The organism is Arthrobacter sp. MMS24-S77, assembly GCF_054888235.1.
This window is the reverse complement of sequence record NZ_JBTZRN010000001.1, coordinates 546,940-566,875: the sequence shown is the minus strand read 5'-3', so window position 1 is coordinate 566,875 and position 19,936 is coordinate 546,940. Positions and strand designations below refer to the sequence as shown.

Annotated in this window: 16 protein-coding genes and 1 tRNA gene; 10 read left to right on the top strand and 7 right to left on the bottom strand. The window is 64.2% G+C overall.

What is annotated here, in order from left to right; translation table 11 throughout:
- Positions 1–57 precede the first annotated feature (57 nt).
- The 6 genes from ACX5I4_RS02660 to ACX5I4_RS02635 all read right to left on the bottom strand — a co-directional run bounded on the left by ACX5I4_RS02660 (position 58) and on the right by ACX5I4_RS02635 (position 6,856).
- Positions 58–693 (bottom strand): TetR/AcrR family transcriptional regulator, encoded by a 636-nt coding sequence (locus ACX5I4_RS02660; protein WP_461835280.1) that lies wholly within the window; start codon positions 691–693, stop codon positions 58–60.
- Position 694: 1 nt separating this feature from the next.
- On the bottom strand, positions 695–1,846 hold the full coding sequence (locus ACX5I4_RS02655; protein WP_461838629.1) for a PEP-utilizing enzyme: 1,152 nt from the start codon (positions 1,844–1,846) through the stop codon (positions 695–697).
- Between the two features lie 2 nt (positions 1,847–1,848).
- The gene (locus ACX5I4_RS02650; protein WP_461835279.1) at positions 1,849–3,285 is read right to left on the bottom strand and encodes a PEP/pyruvate-binding domain-containing protein; all 1,437 of its coding nucleotides are present in this window, start codon (positions 3,283–3,285) and stop codon (positions 1,849–1,851) included.
- The gene (locus ACX5I4_RS02645) at positions 3,278–3,544 is read right to left on the bottom strand and encodes a hypothetical protein (RefSeq protein ID WP_461835278.1); all 267 of its coding nucleotides are present in this window, start codon (positions 3,542–3,544) and stop codon (positions 3,278–3,280) included. Before ACX5I4_RS02645 ends, ACX5I4_RS02650 begins: the two co-directional genes overlap by 8 nt.
- Complete coding sequence (locus ACX5I4_RS02640) at positions 3,541–4,869, bottom strand: MFS transporter (protein ID WP_461835277.1); 1,329 nt, start codon at positions 4,867–4,869, stop codon at positions 3,541–3,543. Before ACX5I4_RS02640 ends, ACX5I4_RS02645 begins: the two co-directional genes overlap by 4 nt.
- Before the next feature lie 160 nt (positions 4,870–5,029).
- On the bottom strand, positions 5,030–6,856 hold the full coding sequence (locus ACX5I4_RS02635) for a phosphoenolpyruvate carboxykinase (GTP) (protein ID WP_461835276.1): 1,827 nt from the start codon (positions 6,854–6,856) through the stop codon (positions 5,030–5,032).
- A gap of 283 nt (positions 6,857–7,139) precedes the next feature.
- On the opposite strand from ACX5I4_RS02635, the gene ACX5I4_RS02630 reads away from it, so the two are divergent.
- A tRNA-Arg gene (locus ACX5I4_RS02630) sits at positions 7,140–7,213 on the top strand.
- Positions 7,214–7,493: 280 nt separating this feature from the next.
- On the opposite strand, the gene ACX5I4_RS02625 is transcribed toward ACX5I4_RS02630, so the two are convergent.
- Positions 7,494–8,222, bottom strand: coding sequence for a FadR/GntR family transcriptional regulator (locus ACX5I4_RS02625; RefSeq protein WP_461835275.1), 729 nt, complete (start codon positions 8,220–8,222; stop codon positions 7,494–7,496).
- A gap of 340 nt (positions 8,223–8,562) precedes the next feature.
- Between ACX5I4_RS02625 and ACX5I4_RS02620 the strand changes: the two genes are divergently transcribed.
- The 9 genes from ACX5I4_RS02620 to ACX5I4_RS02580 all read left to right on the top strand — a co-directional run bounded on the left by ACX5I4_RS02620 (position 8,563) and on the right by ACX5I4_RS02580 (position 19,897).
- Positions 8,563–10,203, top strand: a complete 1,641-nt coding sequence (locus tag ACX5I4_RS02620; protein WP_461835274.1) for an ABC transporter substrate-binding protein — start codon at positions 8,563–8,565, stop codon at positions 10,201–10,203.
- A gap of 142 nt (positions 10,204–10,345) precedes the next feature.
- Positions 10,346–11,302, top strand: a complete 957-nt coding sequence (locus ACX5I4_RS02615; RefSeq protein WP_461835273.1) for an ABC transporter permease — start codon at positions 10,346–10,348, stop codon at positions 11,300–11,302.
- 2 nt (positions 11,303–11,304) lie between these two features.
- A complete protein-coding gene (locus ACX5I4_RS02610) occupies positions 11,305–13,446 on the top strand; it encodes a dipeptide/oligopeptide/nickel ABC transporter permease/ATP-binding protein (protein WP_461835272.1) in 2,142 nt (713 codons plus the stop codon).
- Positions 13,443–14,249, top strand: coding sequence for an ATP-binding cassette domain-containing protein (locus ACX5I4_RS02605; RefSeq protein WP_461835271.1), 807 nt, complete (start codon positions 13,443–13,445; stop codon positions 14,247–14,249). Before ACX5I4_RS02610 ends, ACX5I4_RS02605 begins: the two co-directional genes overlap by 4 nt.
- A 36-nt stretch (positions 14,250–14,285) precedes the next feature.
- Positions 14,286–15,203 carry a dihydrodipicolinate synthase family protein gene (locus ACX5I4_RS02600; protein ID WP_461835270.1) on the top strand — a complete coding sequence of 306 codons (918 nt, stop codon included), beginning with the start codon at positions 14,286–14,288 and terminating at the stop codon, positions 15,201–15,203.
- A 617-nt stretch (positions 15,204–15,820) separates the two neighbouring features.
- On the top strand, positions 15,821–16,777 hold the full coding sequence (locus ACX5I4_RS02595; protein ID WP_461835269.1) for an ROK family protein: 957 nt from the start codon (positions 15,821–15,823) through the stop codon (positions 16,775–16,777).
- Positions 16,778–16,839: 62 nt separating this feature from the next.
- Entirely contained in the window at positions 16,840–17,526 is a 687-nt protein-coding gene (locus ACX5I4_RS02590) for an N-acetylmannosamine-6-phosphate 2-epimerase (RefSeq protein ID WP_461835268.1), read from the top strand.
- Between the two features lie 61 nt (positions 17,527–17,587).
- Complete coding sequence (locus tag ACX5I4_RS02585) at positions 17,588–19,048, top strand: dihydrolipoyl dehydrogenase family protein (protein WP_461835267.1); 1,461 nt, start codon at positions 17,588–17,590, stop codon at positions 19,046–19,048.
- A 66-nt stretch (positions 19,049–19,114) separates the two neighbouring features.
- Positions 19,115–19,897, top strand: coding sequence for an alpha/beta fold hydrolase (locus tag ACX5I4_RS02580; RefSeq protein WP_461835266.1), 783 nt, complete (start codon positions 19,115–19,117; stop codon positions 19,895–19,897).
- Positions 19,898–19,936 lie beyond the last annotated feature (39 nt).

Genomic DNA, 19,936 nt, shown 5'->3' with positions numbered 1-19,936 from the left:
GCGTGGGCCCAAGCAGTAGACGTCGTTTAGAGGCCGCATAACGACAACAACTGCGAGTTAGTTGGGCTGCCCCGGCGGGCTGGCGACCGCCCCCGTCGGCCTGACCATCAGCAGTGGCAGCATCACCTCGTCCACCACCTTCACCAGGAAATCGTCATCGATCGGTGCTCCCGAGAAGATGAAACGCTGACGCAGCAAGGCGGGGCCGGCCTCGATTCTTGTCTCCGTGGCCACACTGGGATCGCATTCGCCGCGCGCCGCTGCCTGCTCAATGATGGCGCGCATGATCTTTCCTACGTTGCCACGCGTGTATTCGTGGACTTCAGCAGCCACCGCTGGGTTCTGGAGTGCCTCCCCCAATAGCCCACGCATGGCTTGCCCCACTGTTCCTTCCAGTTGGTGGGCCACAAGCCGCAGGATCGCCAGGGCATCCTCGCGCAGGCTACCTGTATCCGGCGTGGACGACGGACTGGGCATGGCATCGTAGGCTGTCTCAAGCACCAACGCCGCGCGCCCGGGCCACCGGCGGTAAAGCGAGGCTTTGCTCGCCCTGGCGCGCTCGGCGACGCTGTCCATGGTCAACGCGGCGTACCCGGATTCGGCGATCTCGGCCCGGACAGCTTCGAAAATTGCGCTGTTCAGGGCAGCTCCGCGCCGGCGCGGAAGCTTGCGGTGGTCCTGCTGCTCCGCCATGTCAAGCACTCCCCGCCGAAGCGGCCGGCAGGACCACTCCCCGATTTCCGTCCACGAGTACCCGCTGCCCTGCGGCCAAGATGCTGGTTCCCGAACCGGTACCCATGACTGCCGGAATTCCGTATTCCCTCGCCACGATCGCCGCATGGGAGCCGAGTCCACCGGCGTCCACTACAACTGCGGCAGCCCGTTGGAATAACGGCGTCCACGAAGGGTTGGTATAAGGGCAGACCAGGATTTCACCGCTGCGGAGCTGGCCGAACTCGGCCGGCCCACGGATCACACGGACAATCCCGCTTGCTTGGCCGCGGCTGGCCGGAGTACCGGAGACAAGGGCCCCAACCACGCGGCGGCCCCGACCAAGGTGACCTCGACGAAGGTGACCCTGACCGCGGTGGTCTCGGCCAAAGAGCAAAGCCGGATCAAGCAGCGGAATACCTTCGAGTTCCCGCCGTTTCGCCGCTCGCGCCAACACCAGCGGCCGGTAACGATCCCGCAGGGAAGGCGGCAGCGCGCCGTCGTCGTCCGCGTCCGTGATGGACTCCAATTCCTCGAACCTCAGGTGATAGATGTCGTCGGGTTCGTCGATCACTCCGGCCAGCACGAGCCTGCGGCCGAGCTCCCGGTAGGCGCGGCGGATCGGCGGGATGACTTTGGTGGCGTAGAAGTGGCTATCCTCGCGGAATGCCATTCCGGCTCGAACAGCCTCCACGGCGGCGAGCACCCTCCGCCGCACCGGTTCGAACCTGAGTGCAGGGTGACGTTTCAATTCTGCAAGCGCCGTCCCGGTCTGGTCGGCCGTTTGACGCCGCTCTCCGGACAGGGCCTTCACCAGCCCCAGAACCACTTCGGGGGCATCGGACCAGGTGGGCGAACTGCTCAGGACAACGCTGGTGGTTTCCCGGTGGCCATATTCGAGTTGAAACGCCTCGAAGGCCTCCCTGAAAGCACGATGCTCGGGATCCTTTTCCACGAGGTCCAGCAGCCGGCGCGGGTCTGCTTCGAGAAAGGCACGAGACAAGCCGGGGTCCTGTGCCGCAAGGGAAGCGAGCCGTTCAAGTGCCCGATTCGCTTGGCTTGTCCGGGTTTCCGCCCCCGCGATCAACGCAGGTGCAAGCCTGAGCTTGCCGAGGAACACAAGCATAAGGCGCATCTTCAGCACCGGGACGAGAATTCCGGCAGGTAGGAGACCCGCAAGTCCGTGATACCCCGCATCGTCGCGAAGCATTCCTCCACAAATGCGATGACTTCGCGCCATCGCAGCGGAGCGAGATCCTTGCCGTTGAGTCGTTCGACATCGCCAAGGAACAGGGCGAAGCGCGGATCCCGGGTCCACGCGCCGGGCTTGAATTGCCTCGAGCGGCGCAACAAAGACACGGGTGCGGCAAGCGTCCGGAGGGTCGGGCGCGGCACCGGCGGGATGAGCTGCACCACCACGCCGTCCTCTTCCGGCAACAGCTCCTCAACCTTCGGGAAGACCACGCCCACGCTCCCGGCCATCCCCTGCAACATGGCCAGGATTCCCCTGCTCATCCACCCCGAGACGTCCAACGGATACGGCCGTTCCTGGAACATCTCGATGAAGAACGGCCCCACCCGCCGTTGGACCGCATTGAGGCCAGGCGGTTGCGGCGGAAGGGCGGTGATCGGCCGCGACTGCAGCACGTACAGCAAGCCCCCGGCCACCGCCCACTCGATGTCCTGTGGCCGGCCGAAATGCTGCTGGGCTTCCTGTCCCAGCCGGGCCAGCTCCGCCAATTGCCCCGCGACGAGCCCAGGCTTGGCACCCGGTGTACCGGCCCTTTCCCGCGTACCGCCGCCCGCTGCCGCGCTGATCACCACTTCGCGGCCTCCCGGTGTGAAGCCAAGAACCTTTCCCCAACGGTCCAGGACGTAGTGCTCCGGCGTCACCCGCCCCGAAACCACGGCCTCCCCCAGCCCGGGGTTTGCGTCCACCACCATTTCATCGCGCTCGCCCGTGACCGGGTTCGCGGTAAACATGACACCCGCCGTGGCGGCTGGCACCATTTTTTGTACGACGACGGCGATGGCCACATCGTGCGGGTCGATCCCCTGCCGGAGGCGGTAGGCCATGGCCCGGTCCGTCCACAACGACGCCCAACAGCCGACGACCGCCTGGACCACGTCGTCCTCGCCGAGCACGTTGAGGTAAGTATCCTGTTGGCCGGCGAACGCGGCATCCGGCAGGTCCTCCGCCGTGGCACTGGACCGGACTGCGACAGCTCCGCCGCCCAGCTTCGCATAGGCGTCGAGGATCTCCTGCCGCAGCGAACCGGGCATTTCCGCCCCGGCAAAGAGGGCCCGGATAGCGGCGCCGCCGGTTCCATCACCGGCGTCGGGCGCTTCACCGTCGGGCGCTCCACCGGGCTCCCTGGACAGCAGGCTATCCAGTTCCACCCCCACTTTCATTTCCGCCAGGAAGGACAAATACGCGCCCGTGGTGATGATGAAGCCCGGCGGTACCGGAAACCCTTGGCGCACAAGCTCCCCCAAAGCGGCGCCCTTGCCGCCCGCCACGGCGATGTCTCCCGCGCCGAAATCGGCCAGAGGGGCTGCGGTTTTCTCAGTCATCTTGGGCTCCTCGGGCGGTGCTGTCGGCAGGGTCGGAAGCTTGAGGGATCGCGACGTCGGAGGGCGCGACGTCCGAGTGCGCGGTATCGGAGTGCGCGGTGGTCCGCAGCTCCCGCGCTGGGAGGAAGAGCGTCAAAACGAAGGCCACGGCCAGCACCACGGCGGCAAAACCGAAAACCGGCGGAAGCGCATGGCCGAACGCTTGGGCAACCGCGATGCGGTCCGCGGCTGGCAGCGCTTCCAGGGCCTTGGGCGTCAAGGATTAATCCGGTCGCCCAAAGCGGCGGCCAGCGGGGCCGGGACCCCCGCGGCAAATCGCGCCGTGATCAGGGAACCCAAAACAGCAACGCCGACGGCGGCACCCACCTGGCGAAGAAAGGTCACCGTGGACGTCGCAGCACCAAGGTCCCGGCGCTCCACGGAATTCTGCACCACCAGCACCATGACCTGCATGACGAGCCCAATTCCCAGCCCAAGAAGCAGCATTGAGAGCAGGACGAGCCAAGGGCTGCTACCCGAGTCCATGGTGCTGAAAAGCCAGACTCCGGGAACCGCAAGCAGCGTCCCGGCCACCGGATACAGCTTGTAGCGTCCGGTGAGGGTGATCAGCGCCCCGGATCCCGACGTCGTGAGCAGAAATCCAACCATCAACGCAATCAGCATGCCGCCCGAAGCCGTTGCTGACATGCCCATCCCCACTTGCAAGAAGGCCGGAAGGTAATTCAGCGTGGCGAACATCGCAAAGCCGACCAGGAAACTCACCGCGGTCGGTATGGCAAAGGCAGGGTCCCGGAACAGGGACAAGGGGATGATCGGATCAGCCGTGCGGCGCGCCCTGAGCAGCCAAGCGGCCAGTGCCACTAGAGCCACAGCCCCGAGGACCGGCGCCACCCAAACCGGCTCGGCGTAGCTTCCGCCGCTGGAGAGGAAGATCACCGAGACGATGGCAAGGCCCAGTAAGGCCGCGCCTCCGTAGTCCACGCGTCGTCCGCGCGGAGTAGGCGGAAGACGCAACGTCAGTGTCACCACGGCAAGGGCAGCCAAGCCGAGCGGAACATAGAAGTAGAAAATCCAGCGCCAGGAAAAATGGTCCACCACCGCTCCGCCTGCCAAAGGTCCGGCCACCGCGGCCATGACGAAGGCTGCGCCGATGATGCCCAGAAGCCTGCCGCGCTCGCGGGGACTGACAAGCTCGCCGATGACCGACTGCGCACCGATCATGAGCCCTCCGCCACCGATACCCTGAATCGCGCGGAAAGCGATGAGCTGCGGCACGGACTGCGCTAGCGAGCACAGTCCCGCGCCGATGATGAAGAAAATGAGCGAGGCCTGCAGGATGCGTTTGCGCCCGAAAGCGTCGCCGAGTTTGCCAGTAAGGGGCATGGCCGCCGTCGCGGCGACAAGATAGCCAGTGATGATCGTGGACATCTGATCCAGGCCGCCCAAGTCCCCCGCGACGGTCGGCAGGGCCGAGGCCATGACAGTTTGGTCCAGCGCTCCGAGGAACATCACCAACAGGATGCCGGGCAGCGCCGTCCTGATGGCAGAGTGGACTCTTTTGGTGTGCTGCTGGGCATCGTCCATGGCCCGGTCCCGGAAAGTTAGAGAACTGCTGGTTCTCTAAAACCTACTCTCGCCTTATGCCCGGCACAATGCCGAGGAAACGACGACGGCGGTCCCGCACCTTGAGCGCAAGGAGCGCAAGGTGCCGGACCGCCGTCGTACGTAAGCGGGACCTGGTGGTCTAGGCCAGGCGGGCCTTAAGGCCTGCGAGTTCGGACAACAGCGCAGCCGGCAGGGAACCGCCGAACTTTGCGTACCATTCCTCGATCGATGCCAGTTCGGTTTCCCACTCGGCGGGGTCGACGCGGACTGCGGCTTCCACCTCGGCAGGAGTCATGTCCAGGCCTTCGAGATCGATGGACTCACCGGTCGGCACGAATCCGATGGGAGTCTCGACAGCGTCGGCCTTGCCTTCAAGTCGCTCGATGGCCCACTTCAGGACGCGGGCATTGTCACCGAAGCCGGGCCATGCGAAGCCACCCTCGGCGGTGCGGCGGAACCAGTTGACCAGGAAGATCTTGGGCAGTCGCTCCGGGTTCGCCTTGGCGGAAAGGTTCACCCAGTGGTTCAGGTAGTCACCTGCGTCGTAGCCGATGAACGGCAGCATGGCCATGGGGTCGCGACGTACGACGCCGACGGCACCGGCCGCAGCAGCGGTGGTCTCGGAGGACAAGGTGGAACCCATGAAGATACCGTTGGACCAGTCGCGGGCCTCGGTGACCAGCGGGATGGTGGTCTTGCGGCGTCCGCCGAACAGGATCGCGGAGAGTTCCACGCCGTCGGGGCTGAAGTATTCTTCGGCCAGCATGTCGATCTGGTCGATCGGGGTGCAGAAGCGGGAGTTCGGGTGTGCCGCGGGCTTGTCGGAGTCAGGTGTCCAGGAGTTTCCCTGCCAGTCGGTCAGGTGCGCCGGAGTTTCTTCCGTCATGCCCTCCCACCAGACTCCGCCGTCGTCGGTCAGCGCAACGTTGGTGAAGATGCTGTTGCCCTTGGCGATGGCGCGCATGGCGTTGGGGTTGGTGCCCCAGCCAGTGCCGGGAGCGACGCCGAACAGGCCGGCCTCGGGGTTGACGGCGCGGAGCTCGCCTTCCTTGCCAAAGCGCATCCAGGTGATGTCGTCGCCGAGGGTCTCGACCTTCCAGCCCTTGATGGTGGGGTCCAGAAGGGCCAGGTTGGTCTTGCCGCAGGCAGAAGGGAACGCTGCAGAGATGTAGTAGGTCTTCTGCTCAGGCGAAGTCAGCTTCAGGATGAGCATGTGCTCGGCCAGCCAGCCTTCGTCGCGGGCCATGACGGACGCGATGCGCAAGGCGTAGCACTTCTTGCCGAGGAGGGCATTGCCGCCGTAGCCGGAGCCGAAGGACCAGATGGAGCGCTCTTCCGGGAAGTGCACGATCCACTTGTCCGGGTTGCAAGGCCACGCAACATCTGCCTGGCCGGCTTCCAGCGGCGCGCCCAGGGAGTGGAGTGCGGGGACGAAGAACGCGTCGGTCTGGGTGATGCGTTCCAGGACGTCGGTGCCGATGCGGGCCATGATGCGCATCGAGGCAACAACGTAGGCGGAGTCGGTGATCTCGACGCCGAACTTGGGGTCCTCGGCATCCAGGTGGCCCATGACGAACGGAATGACGTACATTGTGCGGCCACGCATCGAGCCGGCGAACAGTCCGCGCAGCTTCTGCTTCATCTCGGCCGGGGCCATCCAGTTGTTGGTGAAGCCGGCATCGCGCTCGTTCTCGGAGCAGATGAAGGTCTGCTCTTCGACACGGGCAACATCCGCAGGATCGGAGAATGCGGCGAAGGAGTTGGGGAATGTCTCCTGGTTCAGCCTCTTCAGTGTGCCGGCCGCGACGAGTTCGTCGGTCAGCTTCTTGTTTTCCGCTTCGCTGCCGTCAACCCAGTGGATGCGGTCCGGCTGTGTCAGCTCGGCTACTTCCTCGACCCAGGCCAACAGGCGTGCATGCGTAGTAGGTGCCTTCTCAAGCAGCGGCAGTCGCGCCAGATCGCCCATCGTGGTTCCCTTCCTCGGGTTCAGTGGTGTGTCCTAAATGCTAGGGGTCGCGGAGTAGACCAATCTGGGTTCGGACATGGGATCTCTTGACCATTTCGGAGCAAAACCGCTAAAAATCAAGGATTCGCGTCAGCGATTCGCCAAATTTAGTGACTAAGGTCACATAGACCGGTCTAGTTAGGTAGATTACATCGCGTCGATTTGGCACGGGCGGGGTTCTCGCGTAAAGTTTATTGAGGTTCGAGGGGGGAACGAGTTTGAAACTCCCGAGAATCACCAAGATGCGCCCATAGCTCAGCTGGATAGAGCGTCTGTCTACGGAACAGAAGGTCAGGGGTTCGAATCCCTTTGGGCGCACAAAATGAAGACCCGCACCGACTCCGGTGCGGGTCTTTTTTGTTAAATTCCGGGCGTGTTTCAGTTGCGGCTTTCTGCTCCGCGGTTGCGCGCGCCTTCCTGACCCTCTTTGCCGCGCCACGGCCACCAAATGACGCGACTCGCCGTGTCGCAAACGCTTTCCCAAACCAAAGAAGGTCAGGAAGGAGCAGGCCTCCAGCGAAACGCACACAAAAGCCAAGGGCCGCCGTCGTACTTCATGAAAAAGTACGACGGCGGCCCTTGCGTTGGACGCTCAGCCTTAGGCGGCGACGGCCTCGCTGATGCGGCGACGGATCCCGTCGAAGTGGCGGTTGAGTAGTTCGGCGGCAGCGGTCTTGTCTCCCGTCGCGACGGCGGCATAGATGTTTCGGTGCATCGCCGCGGTGGCCACAAGGTCTTCGTTGGCGGAGCCGATTTCCACGTGGATCTTCCGGTAGACCTTCCAGAAGACGCCCATAAGGTTGATCAGGAGCTCGTTGTTCAGCGGTTCGAACAGTCGGCGGTGGAACTCGGCGTCGGCGGCTACGAAATTCTCCCCGGCTTGCGCGAGCTCTTCCATCTGCTTGACGGCTTCTTCGATCAAGGCGAGCTGTTCGGTGGTCATCACGTCCATGGACGAGCCGATCAGCCCTGATTCGAGGGCCTGGCGTACATCGACGAGCTGCAGCGCCTCAAGGCCCTGGTGGCGCAGCGATAAGCGGCCCCGGAACGTCAGGCCGTCAGCGAGCGCCTCGAAGTTGCTGGGGGCGACGAACATGCCAAAGCCGTGGCGAATCTCAATGACGCCCAGTGCTTGCAGCACTTTCAGGGATTCGCGCAGGGTGTTTCGTCCTACCCCCAACGCCACGGAGAGTTCGTTTTCCGTGGGCAAAGGATCGCCCGCCTCGAGCTCGCGTTCGAGGATCAATTCCATAATGTCCGCTTGCAGTGCCCTGAGCCGGGCCTGTGCGCTGAACCGCGCCTGCGGAACGACACCGGAAGTGGTCATGGCTCTCCTTGCAAAAAAGTACTCATCCCTGGCCGGCCCCCTTTCAGGAACCGGGACAAGGAATCAGTGCGGTGTTAACGTTGAGGTGAGCCTAGCGCCCACCGAGAATGCGGTGCTTCGCAACATACAATATCGGATGTCCCATCTCCTTGATAGATGTTTGCCCTCGATTTTTGACTGCGGCCCCAAGGTAGACGGCGCCGCAGCCCTCCGCCGACAGCACCTCAGCCGCCGACGCGGCCACCAGTGATCCACATCTCGCTTGACGACTCCATGTGACCGCCCTTACAGTTTCTTTACGAGCATCGGATGTCCTACATCCGATAACCAGAAAACTTGAATGGTGAGGCATCCTATGCGCAACACGATTAACAAACTGCCGCTGGCCAACGATGCCAGCCGACGCAACTTCCTCAAGCTGAGCGGAGCGGTGGGCGCTGCGGCAGCGTTCACCGCAACCCTGTCGGCATGTGGTGGTCCCGCCGCCACCACCACGGGCGGAGCGAGCAACACCGCCGCCGTCAACAAGGACCTCACCATCGAGGCGGGCATCTCCTATGCCCTGTCCACGGGTTTCGACCCGCTGACCTCCTCCGGTGCCACGCCCCTGGCCGCCAACCTGCACGTCTTCGAAGGCCTCGTGGAACTCCACCCGGCCACCCGCGAGCCCTACAACGCACTCGCCGCCAGCGACCCTAAGAAGATCAACGACACCACGTACCAGGTGACCATCCGCGACGGAGCCAAGTTCCACAACGGCTCCCCCGTCACCACGGAAGATGTGGCCTATTCCTTCACCCGCGTGATGGACCCGGCCAACAAGTCCTTGTTCTCCCAGTTCATTCCATTCATCAAGGACGTCAAGGCTCTTGATGCCAAGACGGTCGAGTTCTCCCTGAAGTACCCCTTCCCGGGTTTCGGACCGCGAATCTCCGTGGTGAAGGTGGTTCCGAAGGCACTGGCTTCTACTGATCAGAAGGGCTTCGATGCCAAGCCGGTCGGCTCCGGCCCCTACAAGCTGATCTCGGCCGTCAAGGACGACAAAATCGTCTTCGAAGCATTCGCCGACTACAACGGCCCCAAGCCGGCACTCGCCAAGGGCATGACCTGGCTGTTGCTCTCGGACGCCGCCGCCCGCGTCACCGCGGTACAGTCGGGCCGAGTCCAGGCGATCGAAGACGTCCCCTATTTGGACATGGACGGACTCAAGTCCAAGGCTCGGGTTGAATCCGTGCAGTCCTTCGGGCTCCTGTTCCTGATGTTCAACTGCGCGAAGGCGCCCTTCAACAACAAGCTGGTCCGCCAGGCACTCCACTACGGACTGGACAAGGACGCCATCATCAAGAAGGCCCTGTTCGGCAATGCCAAGGCCGCTTCGTCGTACTTCCAGGAGGGCCACCCGGACTACGTCAAGGCCAAGAACGTCTACGGCTACGATCCCCAGAAGGCCGCTGACCTCCTCAAGCAGGCCGGCGTGAGCAACCTCGAATTCGAACTGCTCACCACGGACACCGCGTGGGTCAAGGACGTTGCCCCACTGATGCTGGAGTCCTGGAACAAGATCCCGGGCGTCAAGGTCACCGCAAAGAACCTGCAGTCCGGCGCGCTGTACTCCGACAGGGTCGGCAAGGCCGACTTCTCCGTGGTGGCGGCCCCGGGAGATCCTTCCGTCTTCGGCAACGACGCAGACCTGCTCCTGAGCTGGTTCTACTCGGGCGCCACCTGGATGACCAAGCGCGCCTACTGGACCACTCCGGAAAGTGCGACGCTGCAGGAACTGATGGACAAGGGCTCGCAAGCCGCGCCCGCTGATGCCAAGAAGATCACGGGCCAAATTGTGGACCTCGTCTCCGATGAAGTCCCGCTGTACCCGCTCTTCCACCGCCAGCTCCCCAGCGCCTGGGACGAAAAGAAGCTCTCGGGCTTCAAGCCGCTGCCCACCACGGGACTCTCCTTCATCGGCGTCGGCCGCACCTCGTAGCCACACGTCCCAGCCAGCTGCCCCCAACTAGCTCGCATTTGTTGTCGTTTAGACGGCTCAAAACGACACCTACTGCGATTTAGTTGGGCCTACCCCGCGAGACCGCCACGCAGTCCCCGCACCAAAGCAACCGGAGAACACATTGGTCATCATATTGCGCCTGCTTGGACGCAGGCTCGCAGCATTGCCCCTAATGATCCTGGGCATCACGCTGCTGGTCTTCCTCGTCCTTCAAGCAGCCCCAGGCGACCAGGCCAGCTCGGCCCTCGGCGAAGCCGCCAGCGAGGAAGCCAAGCAGCAGTACCGCCAGGAGAACGGCCTGAACGATCCCCTGTTCGTCCAGTACTTCCGTTTCCTGGGCAGGCTCCTTCAGCTCGATCTTGGCGTGACCACCCCGCCCTCCAAGTCGGTGGCAGCCATGATCGCCTCGGCCTTCCCGCTGACGCTCCAGCTGACCTTCCTCGGGGTGATCATCGCCGTCGTCCTGTCCTTGGTTTTCGGCATCATCGGTGCCCTCTACCGTGACAAGTGGCAAGACCAGCTGGTCCGGGTCTTCTCCATTGCCGCCATCGCCACGCCGTCCTTCTGGCTCGGCATCCTGCTCATCCAGTGGTTCGCGCTCGGCAACAATCCGCTGTTTCCCTCGGGTGGAATAGCGACGCCGGAGTCCGGCTTCGGCGGTTGGCTCAACTCGATGGCGCTCCCGGCCCTCGCGCTCGGCATCCCGGTCTCAGCTTCCTTGATCCGCGTGGTCCGCACGTCCATGGTGGAAGAACTGGACCGCGACTACGTGCGCACGGCAATTGGCAACGGCGTCCCCTACCGCGAGGTGGTTTCCCGGAACGTCCTCCGCAACGCCCTCGTCACTCCGGTGACCGTGCTGGGACTGCGCGTGGGCTATCTCCTGGGCGGCGCCGTCGTGATTGAAATGATCTTCGCCCTCCCGGGCATGGGACAGCTGATCCTCAACGGCATCACCAACCTGGACGTCAATCTGGTCCAGGGCGTGGTCCTCACCATCTCCGTCACCTTCGTTTTGGTGAACATCGTGGTGGATCTCCTGTACCTGCTCATCAACCCCCGAATCAGGACGGTATAGCCATGCGCAGCAAACTTGCTGAACGGCTCAGCGCCCCGGGCGTCCGCTTCAAGTCCCTCCCCTGGGGATCGCGTTTAGCCCTGTTGTTCCTCGTGATCATCGCGATGGCCGCCATCTTCGCGCCGGTCATCGCGCCGCACGATCCCTTGGAAACGTTCATACCAGCGCAAGCGCCGGACGCCGACCACTTCTTCGGTACCGACCGCCTGGGCCGCGACGTCTTCTCCCGGCTGCTCTACGGGTCGCAGTCTTCCCTCATGATCGGCCTCGGCGCGGTGGCCCTCGCGATCGTCGTCGGCGCCGTGCTTGGTTCCCTCGCAGCGACGTCCAGCAAGGCCGTCAACGAGACCATCATGCGCCTCATGGACATCCTCATGGCGTTCCCGGGCATCGCCCTCGCAGCCGTACTCCTCGCCGCGTTCGGCAACTCGGTACCCACCATCATCATTGCGATCGCCATCATCTACACCCCCCAACTTGCCCGCGTGGTCCGCGCCAATGTGCTCTCCCAATACGGTGAAGACTACGTGCGCGCCGAACGCGTGATGGGTGCCGGCCGCGCCTACATCCTGCTCAAGCACATTGTCCGAAACACCGCGGCCCCGGTACTTGTTTTCGCCACCGTAATGGTGGCCGATGCCATCATCCTCGAAGCCTCACTGTCCTTCCTCGGCGCCGGCGTCCAGGATCCTGCACCGTCGTGGGGCAACGTGATCTCCTACGGACGCAACCTGGTCCTGTCCGGTGGCTGGTGGGCAACCACCTTCGCCGGTCTCACGATCCTGCTTACCGTGCTCGCCCTGAACATCCTTGCCGAGGGCCTCACCGACGCCATGGTGAACCCGAAGCTGCGCAAGGCACCGGTGGTGAAGGACGACGACGGATCGGCCGCTGTTGTAGCGGGCGCCGCCGTCGATACCGAGATCGCGACGTCGGTAGCCCAGCCTTCCGTCGTGGAACAGCACGAGCTCGACGGCGTGCGCGCCGCCAACGGTGATCCCCTCTCCGAAGAGGACTACGCGGCGTCGGTTCTAAACGATCCAAGACTTGCAGCAGAGAACCCCCACGCCCTGCTGGACCCCAAGTCGGCGTTAGATAGGGAACTCGAGCTCCTCGCGTCGATCGAATCCAAGCGCACCGACCGGCTTCCCCAGGTCCCCGCCGACGCCCGGAACGTGCTGGAGGTCAAGAACCTATCCATCCGCTTCCCCGGCCGCTTCGGCGAAACCGCGATCGTGGACAACGTCTCCTTCACCGTCCGCGAAGGGGAAACCATGGGCCTGGTGGGCGAATCCGGTTGCGGCAAGTCCATCACGTCCCTCGCGATCATGGGTCTGCTGCCCAAAACTGCCGAGATCACCGGTTCCATCACCTTCGATGGCAAGGAGCTCCTGGATTCCGGCTCGAAGCACAGCAACGCCAAGGCCTACCAGGGCCTGCGCGGCGAACAGATCGCCATGATCTACCAGGATGCGCTGAGCTCGCTCAACCCATCCATGAAGATCAAGGAGCAAATGACCCAGCTGACCAGGCGCGGCGGCCGCAAGACTCCCGCTGAGTTGTTGGAGATGGTGAAGCTCGATCCCGTCCGCACGCTCGCCAGCTACCCGCACGAGCTCTCCGGCGGCCAGCGCCAACGTGTGCTGATCGCCATGGCGCTCTCCCGCTCACCGAAAATCGTGGTGGCAGACGAACCCACCACTGCCCTGGACGTCACCGTCCAGAAGCAGGTTGTGGAACTGCTCAACGAACTGCGCGAAAAACTCGGCTTCGCCATGGTCTTCGTCAGCCACGACCTCGCCCTGGTTGCCTCCTTGGCCCACCGCATCACGGTCATGTACGCCGGCCAGGTGGTGGAATCCGCGCAGGCTTCGGAGCTCCTGCAGAACCCCCGCCACGAGTACACGCGCGGTTTGTTGGGCGCCGTCCTTTCGATCGAGGCCGACGCCGTCCGCCTCCACCAGATTCCCGGCACGGTCCCGTCGCCTCGCGATTTCGCTCCCGGCGACCGCTTTGCGGCACGCTCGTTGAGGCCCGACGCCGATCCGAACCAGCAATTGGTGCTCGCGGTTGTTCAACCCGCCGCTGGCGGAACAGATCGCGATCACTACTGGGCCAGCCACTTGAAGGAGGACGCAAAGTGAGCGTTTCAACCGGCAAGCCGGTCATCGAGCTCAAGGACGTCAAGGTCCACCACCGGGCCCGCACGGGCGGCCTCTTCCGGCCCAACATCGTCAAGGCCGTCAACGGCGTGGACTTCAGCATCAGCCGCGGTGAGACCGTCGGCATCGTCGGTGAGTCCGGCTGCGGCAAGTCCACGCTCGCTTCGGTGCTCGTCGGACTCCAGGCGCCGACGTCGGGTCAGGTGCTCTTCCACGGCAGGCCGGCCATCAAACGCAACGCCCGGATGCGCAAGGAATTCGGACGCGCCGTATCCGTGGTCTTCCAGGACCCGGCCACGGCCCTCAATCCGCGCATGACCATCCAGGACATCCTCACCGACCCCCTGCAGGTGCACGGCATCGGCAACGCCGCGTCCCGCTCGGACAAGGTCAAGGAACTGCTGGCCCTCGTCGGCTTGCCACAATCGGCCGGCGAGGTCACGCCGTCGCAAGTCTCCGGCGGGCAGCGCCAGCGCGTGGCGATCGCCCGCGCCCTCGCCTTGGATCCGGACATCATCGTGGCGGACGAACCGACGTCGGCCCTCGACGTTTCCGTCCGCGCGCAAGTCCTGAACCTGCTGTCCGACCTGAAATCCCAGCTGAACCTCGGCATGGTCTTCATTTCGCACGACATCCAGACCGTCCGCTACGTCTCCGACCGCATCTGCGTCATGTACTTCGGACAGATCGTGGAGGAAGGCCCGGCCGCCCAGGTCTTCGACAACCCGAGCAACGACTACACCAAGAAGCTGCTCGGCGCTGCGCCAAGCCTGCTCCACACCTAAGTTTTTCCCTTTCAGATCCAAACAACGGAGATTTTTGTGTCTACTCAGTTCCAGGGCGTCATCCCCCCGGTCATCACCCCCCGCCACGCTGACGGCCGCGTTGACACCGCGTCCCTGAAGAACGTCACCAAGCACCTGCTCGACGGCGGCGTGTCCGGCCTTTTCGTGTTGGGCTCCTCGGGCGAGGTCCCCTACATGACCAACGAAGAGCGCGAACTGGTGGTCTCCACGATCGCCGACGCGAACGCCGGTGCCGTGCCCCTCATCGTGGGCGCCAACGAACAAACCACCAACCGCGTCATCGAAGAAGCGCGCAAGGTTGTAGACCTCGGAGCCGACGCGATCGTGGTCACCTCCATGTACTACGCCATCGGCAACGCCCAGGAGACCGAAACCCACTTCCGCAGCATCCACGCTGCCGTGGACAAGCCGATCTTCGCCTACGACGTCCCCGTCCGCACCCACTTCAAACTGCCCACCGACCTCCTGGTCCGCCTCGGCCGCGACGGCGTGATCGCAGGCGTCAAGGATTCCTCCGGCGACGACGTGTCCTTCCGCCAACTGCTCCTCGCAGCCAAGGACATCCCCAACTTCGACATCTTCACGGGCCACGAAATAGTAGTGGACGGCGCCCTCCTCGCCGGCGCCCAAGGCGTAGTCCCCGGCCTCGGCAACGTCGACCCCGCCGGTTACCGCCGCCTGTTCGACGCCGCCCAAACCGGAAACTGGACCGCAGCCGCCGCCGAACAAGACCGCCTGGCCGACCTCTTCGACATCGTCTACACCCCCAACGGCCGAGTCTCCGGCGGCGCAGCAGGACTAGGCGCGTTCAAGACGGCCCTCCAAATCATGGGCATCATCGAATCCAACACCATGAGCGCCCCAATGCTCCCCCTGAACGCCGAAGAAACCGCCGCGATCCGGACGATCCTCGAGCGCAACGGCCTGGTCTAAGGGGCGGCGCCGTTCTCACCTAGGCGGGCTTCCGGAGGACACCTTTTGTGGATAGCCGTCACGCCACCTTTTGCGGGTTGCCGTGGTCGGGTCGTGCCGGCGGACCAGTTTTGCCGTCCCTTAGCGTTCAGCCCCTCCCCAAGCCTCGCAAGCTCGGCTCGGGCCCCTGGGGCTTCTCTTCCTCCCGCCATGCCGCTCCGGTCGCTGAGCGACCTGCGCAGCGTTCTGGTCGGCGATGCGGGACTACACAAAACCGTCCCTCCGGCACTCGGGCGAATGCGGAACCTTTGTGACTGGGCAGGGATCCGCACCGTGCCCACTGCAGGCGGCAAGGTCCCGTTCGGCGCGGCAGGCGGTCGGTGAGGCGACAGGTTGCAGCGTCAGGTGGGATGTCAGCGCAAAGCGCGGGCGCATTGTTTCGTGTAGGCGCGCATCGCCGACCAGAGTTCTGCGGAGGTCGCTCAGCGACCGTAGCGGAACGGCGGGAGGTGTCTAAGCGCCGGCGAAATGATGGGTCCGCGCTGTCCCGGCCACAGCTAACCCGACCACAGACAGACCGCAGCAACACGTGACCCAACAACGATGAACCCAGCAATCGAACGATCCGGAGGACAAAAATGATGTACGTGATCGGGGTTGATCTTGGCGGGACGAAGACTGCCGCCGGGGTTGTGGGGGCCGATGGGGAGGTGTTGTTTTCGGAGCAGATTCCTACGCTGAATCGGGGTGGGAGTGACGCTATTTTGGAGGCAACTGCGGTGCTCGTGGGGCGGCTCATGCGGCGGGCCGCGGGTGAGGGAATCGACGTCGCGCGTGTTGGCGTGGGTTCTGCCGGGGTCATCGATGCCGCGAGCGGGACCGTGGTTTCGGCGACTGATGCGATTCTGGGGTGGGCCGGGACCAGGTTGGCTGCTGGCTTGGCGGATAGCCTCGGGTTGGCTCGGGACGCGGTGAGGGCCGTCAACGATGTGCACGCGCATGCTCTTGGTGAGGCGTGGCGTGGGGCGGCTGCGGGGTCTTCGAGTTCGCTCATGGTGGCTTTCGGGACGGGGGTCGGCGGCAGTTTTGTGCTGGATGGCTCGCCTGTTTTGGGGCACCACTATGTGGGTGGGCACGTGGGTCATTTTGCTTCGCCGTACGCCTATCACGAGGGCACGGCGCTCCCCTGCGTGTGTGGCGGTTCGGGCCACGTCGAGGCGATCGCCTCCGGTCCGGCCATCCGCGAATCCTTCGTTCGTTTCGGCGGTTCTCCCGACGTCCCTGATACACGAGCCGTATTTTCCCTCGCGCAGGCCGCTTCCGCTGACAGCACCGGCGCCCTTGCCGCGGTCAAGGCCATCGGGGTCGGTGCAGGTGCCGCCGGGCAGGCGATCGGTGGGCTCGTGAACATCTTCGACCCGGAGATGGTAGTGGTTTCCGGCGGTCTCGCAGATGCCGGAGACTTCTGGTGGAAACCCATGGAACGCGCTCTGCGCACGGAACTCATGGCCCCGCTCGCTGACATTCCCGTGCTTCGGGCGGCCCTAGGCAATACCGCGGCCATTGTTGGTGCGGCCAAGCTTGTCCTGAACTGACGCCCAAACGCCCAAACACGAAAACACGAAAACACCCAAACATCCTCGCAAGGAGACACCCCATGATCCTGACCCCCGATGGCCTCGAAGCCCTCCGTTCGCAGTTGATCGTGTCCTGCCAGGCCTACCCGGGCGAGCCCATGCGGGATCCCCGAACGACCGGCCAGGTGGCGGCGTCTGCGGTGATCGGTGGTGCTGCGGCAATCCGCGTCCAGGGCCTCGCGGACGTGCAGTTTACCCGCACAGCCGTGGAGGTCCCGGTGATCGGGCTCTGGAAGGACGGGTACGACGGCGTCTTCATCACCCCGACGCTCCGGCACGCCCTCGCCGTCGCGAATGCCGGCGCCCACGTGGTGGCTATCGATGGCACGCTGCGCCCCCGGCCCGACGGCTTGAGCCTCAAGCAAACGGTCGATGGAATCCACGCCGAATCTCATGCACTTGTCATGGCTGATTGCGGTTCCCACGCCGATGCCGTGGCCGCCGTCGAGGCTGGTGTTGACCTAATTGGCACCACGCTGGCCGGTTACACCGGCGAACGCCCCAAAACCGACGGCCCGGACCTCGAACTCCTCGAGCAGATCGCCGGGGCCGGGCTCGGCAAGCCACTCATCGCCGAGGGCCGTATCCATACCCCCGCGCAAGCCCGCCAGGCCCTCGACGCCGGGGCGTTCGCCGTCGTCGTCGGTACTGCCATCACCCATCCGGCCAGCATCACCGGCTGGTTCAAGGGCGCGATGGACGCCTAGTCCAGCAGAATCCGTCGCCGCGTCCCTGATCCCGGTCTGCGTCCGGGCGTAGGCTTCTCCCATGGCTGAGGAGAATATCCGGGAATTCGATGTCATTGTGATTGGCGCCGGAGCGGTGGGTGAAAACGTCGCAGACCGAGTGGTCCGGGGCGGCCTTACCGCGGCCATTGTGGAGGCTGAACTCGTCGGCGGGGAGTGCTCCTATTGGGCCTGCATACCGTCCAAGGCGCTCCTTCGGCCCGGAACCGCCCTGCACACGGCCCAATCTGTGCCCGGAGCATCGGACTCCATCACGAAGGTCCTGGATGCCGCTCCTGTCCTGAAGTACCGCGACTACTTCACCAACAAGTGGCAGGACGACGGCGCCGTGCAATGGCTCGTGGACACTGGCATCGAACTCGTCCGGGGCCGAGCGCGCATCACCGGCCCCCGCGAAGTCCAGGTGGATGGCAAGGACGGCAACAGCTATTCGCTCAAGGCCCACCACGCCGTGGTGGTGGCCACCGGATCCACACCCGTCATCCCGAAAATCGAAGGCCTGCAGGAAGTCCCCTATTGGACTACTCGTGGTGCGACCTCCGTCCAACACATCCCCGAACGGTTCGTGGTCCTGGGCGGCGGGGTTGCCAGCGTCGAACTCGCCCAGGCGTTCGCCCGTTTGGGCTCGTCGGTTTCGATCGTTGCCCGAGGCCGGTTGCTGAGCGCGTTCCCCGAGGAAGCCGCCGATCTGGTTGCGGCAGGGCTCCGTGCCGACGGTATCGATCTTCGTCTTGGGACGGACACCACGCACGTAGAACAAAACCAGGACCGTTCCTTCAGTGTCACGCTCGGTGACGGGACCGTCCTGGCCTGCGATCAATTGCTGGTAGCCACCGGCCGGCGGCCAGCCTTGGACAACTTGGGACTTGAGAACGTAGGGCTCGACGCCGAAGACGGCAAACCCTTGCGCCTCACCACGGATGCGAGCGGCTTGGTCGAGGGTCCGGCGAGCGACGGCACCAGCGGACTCTGGCTCTACGCGGCCGGCGATGCCGCGGGATCGGTCTTCCTCACCCATCAGGGCAAGTACGAGGCCCGGGCCACAGGCGACGCCATCGTGGCCCGCGCTAACGGAACGCTGCACGGCACCCCGAAACCTTGGACTGCCGTGGCGAAAACGGCCGACGAATACGCGATCCCCAGCGTGGTGTTCACGGATCCGGAAGTGGCATCCGTGGGACCCAGCCTCAAGCAGGCGCTACAGAAGGGTATCAATGCGAGCTCGGTGGAGCTGCCCATCGACGTATCCGGTTCCCAACTGCACTCTGAGAAATACAAGGGCTGGGCGCAACTGGTGGTGGACGAGGACCGGAAGGTGGTGGTGGGTGCCACGTTTGCCGGGCCCGGAGTGGCTGAGCTCTTGCACGGCGCCACGATCGCGATTGTGGGTGAAGTCCCGCTCGACAGGCTGTGGCATGCGGTGCCTTCCTTCCCTACTATCAGCGAGGTGTGGCTGAGGCTGCTGGAGAAGTACGGGCTGTAACCCTGATATCCGTTGTGGCGTCGGCGGGCCGTTGTGGCGTCGCCGAGGCGGGAGGACAATGGCCGCATGGCCAAGCACCTCGACATTGACGGACACCCAACCTGGGTGGAAGACCTGGGCGGCCCAGGCGCACCCCTCTTGCTGTTGCATGGCGGCTTGAGTAACAGCGACGATCTGCTCAGGAGCATTGGACCAGGTTTGTCGGAGCGATTCCGCGTGGTCGCGTTCGATCGTCGAGGCCATGGCTACACGGCGGACACAGATGCCGAGTTCCACTACGCGGACATGGCCACCGAGACTGTCCGGGTGCTCGAGGACGTCGTTGGCGGCCCCGCCCATCTGGTGGGGTGGAGTGACGGCGGGATCGTTGCCCTCCTTGTCGCGCTCCGACGGCCTGAACTCGTGCAAAAGCTAGTGGTCATTGGTACCAATTACCACTACAACGGCACTGTCCCCTTCGACATGGACCCGCAATCGCCCATTGCGCAGGAACTAGGCAAGGCCTACATCGAGCGATCTCCCGACGGGGCAGAACACCTCAATGCCGTCTTTGGCAAGAGCGTCGCGATGTTCACTACAGAGCCGACACTCACCACCACCGACATCGCGCAAATTGCCCAGCCGGTGCTCGTCATCGTCGGCGACGACGACGTGGTCACCTTGCCCCACACCCTCTCGTTGTACGACGCCCTCCCCCAAGGCCAACTGGCGGTCGTCCCGGGAGCATCCCACGGGCTTCCACTGGAACAGCCGGAAGCCGTCGCCGGCTTGATCACCAATTTCCTGGCCGCGGCAGAGCCGCCCCGTACGTTCATGCCCGTCCGCCGCGCAAAGCCTACCGGCGGCTAGCTTTCCGGGGGGCCGAGAAGTCTATTTGGACTGACCGGT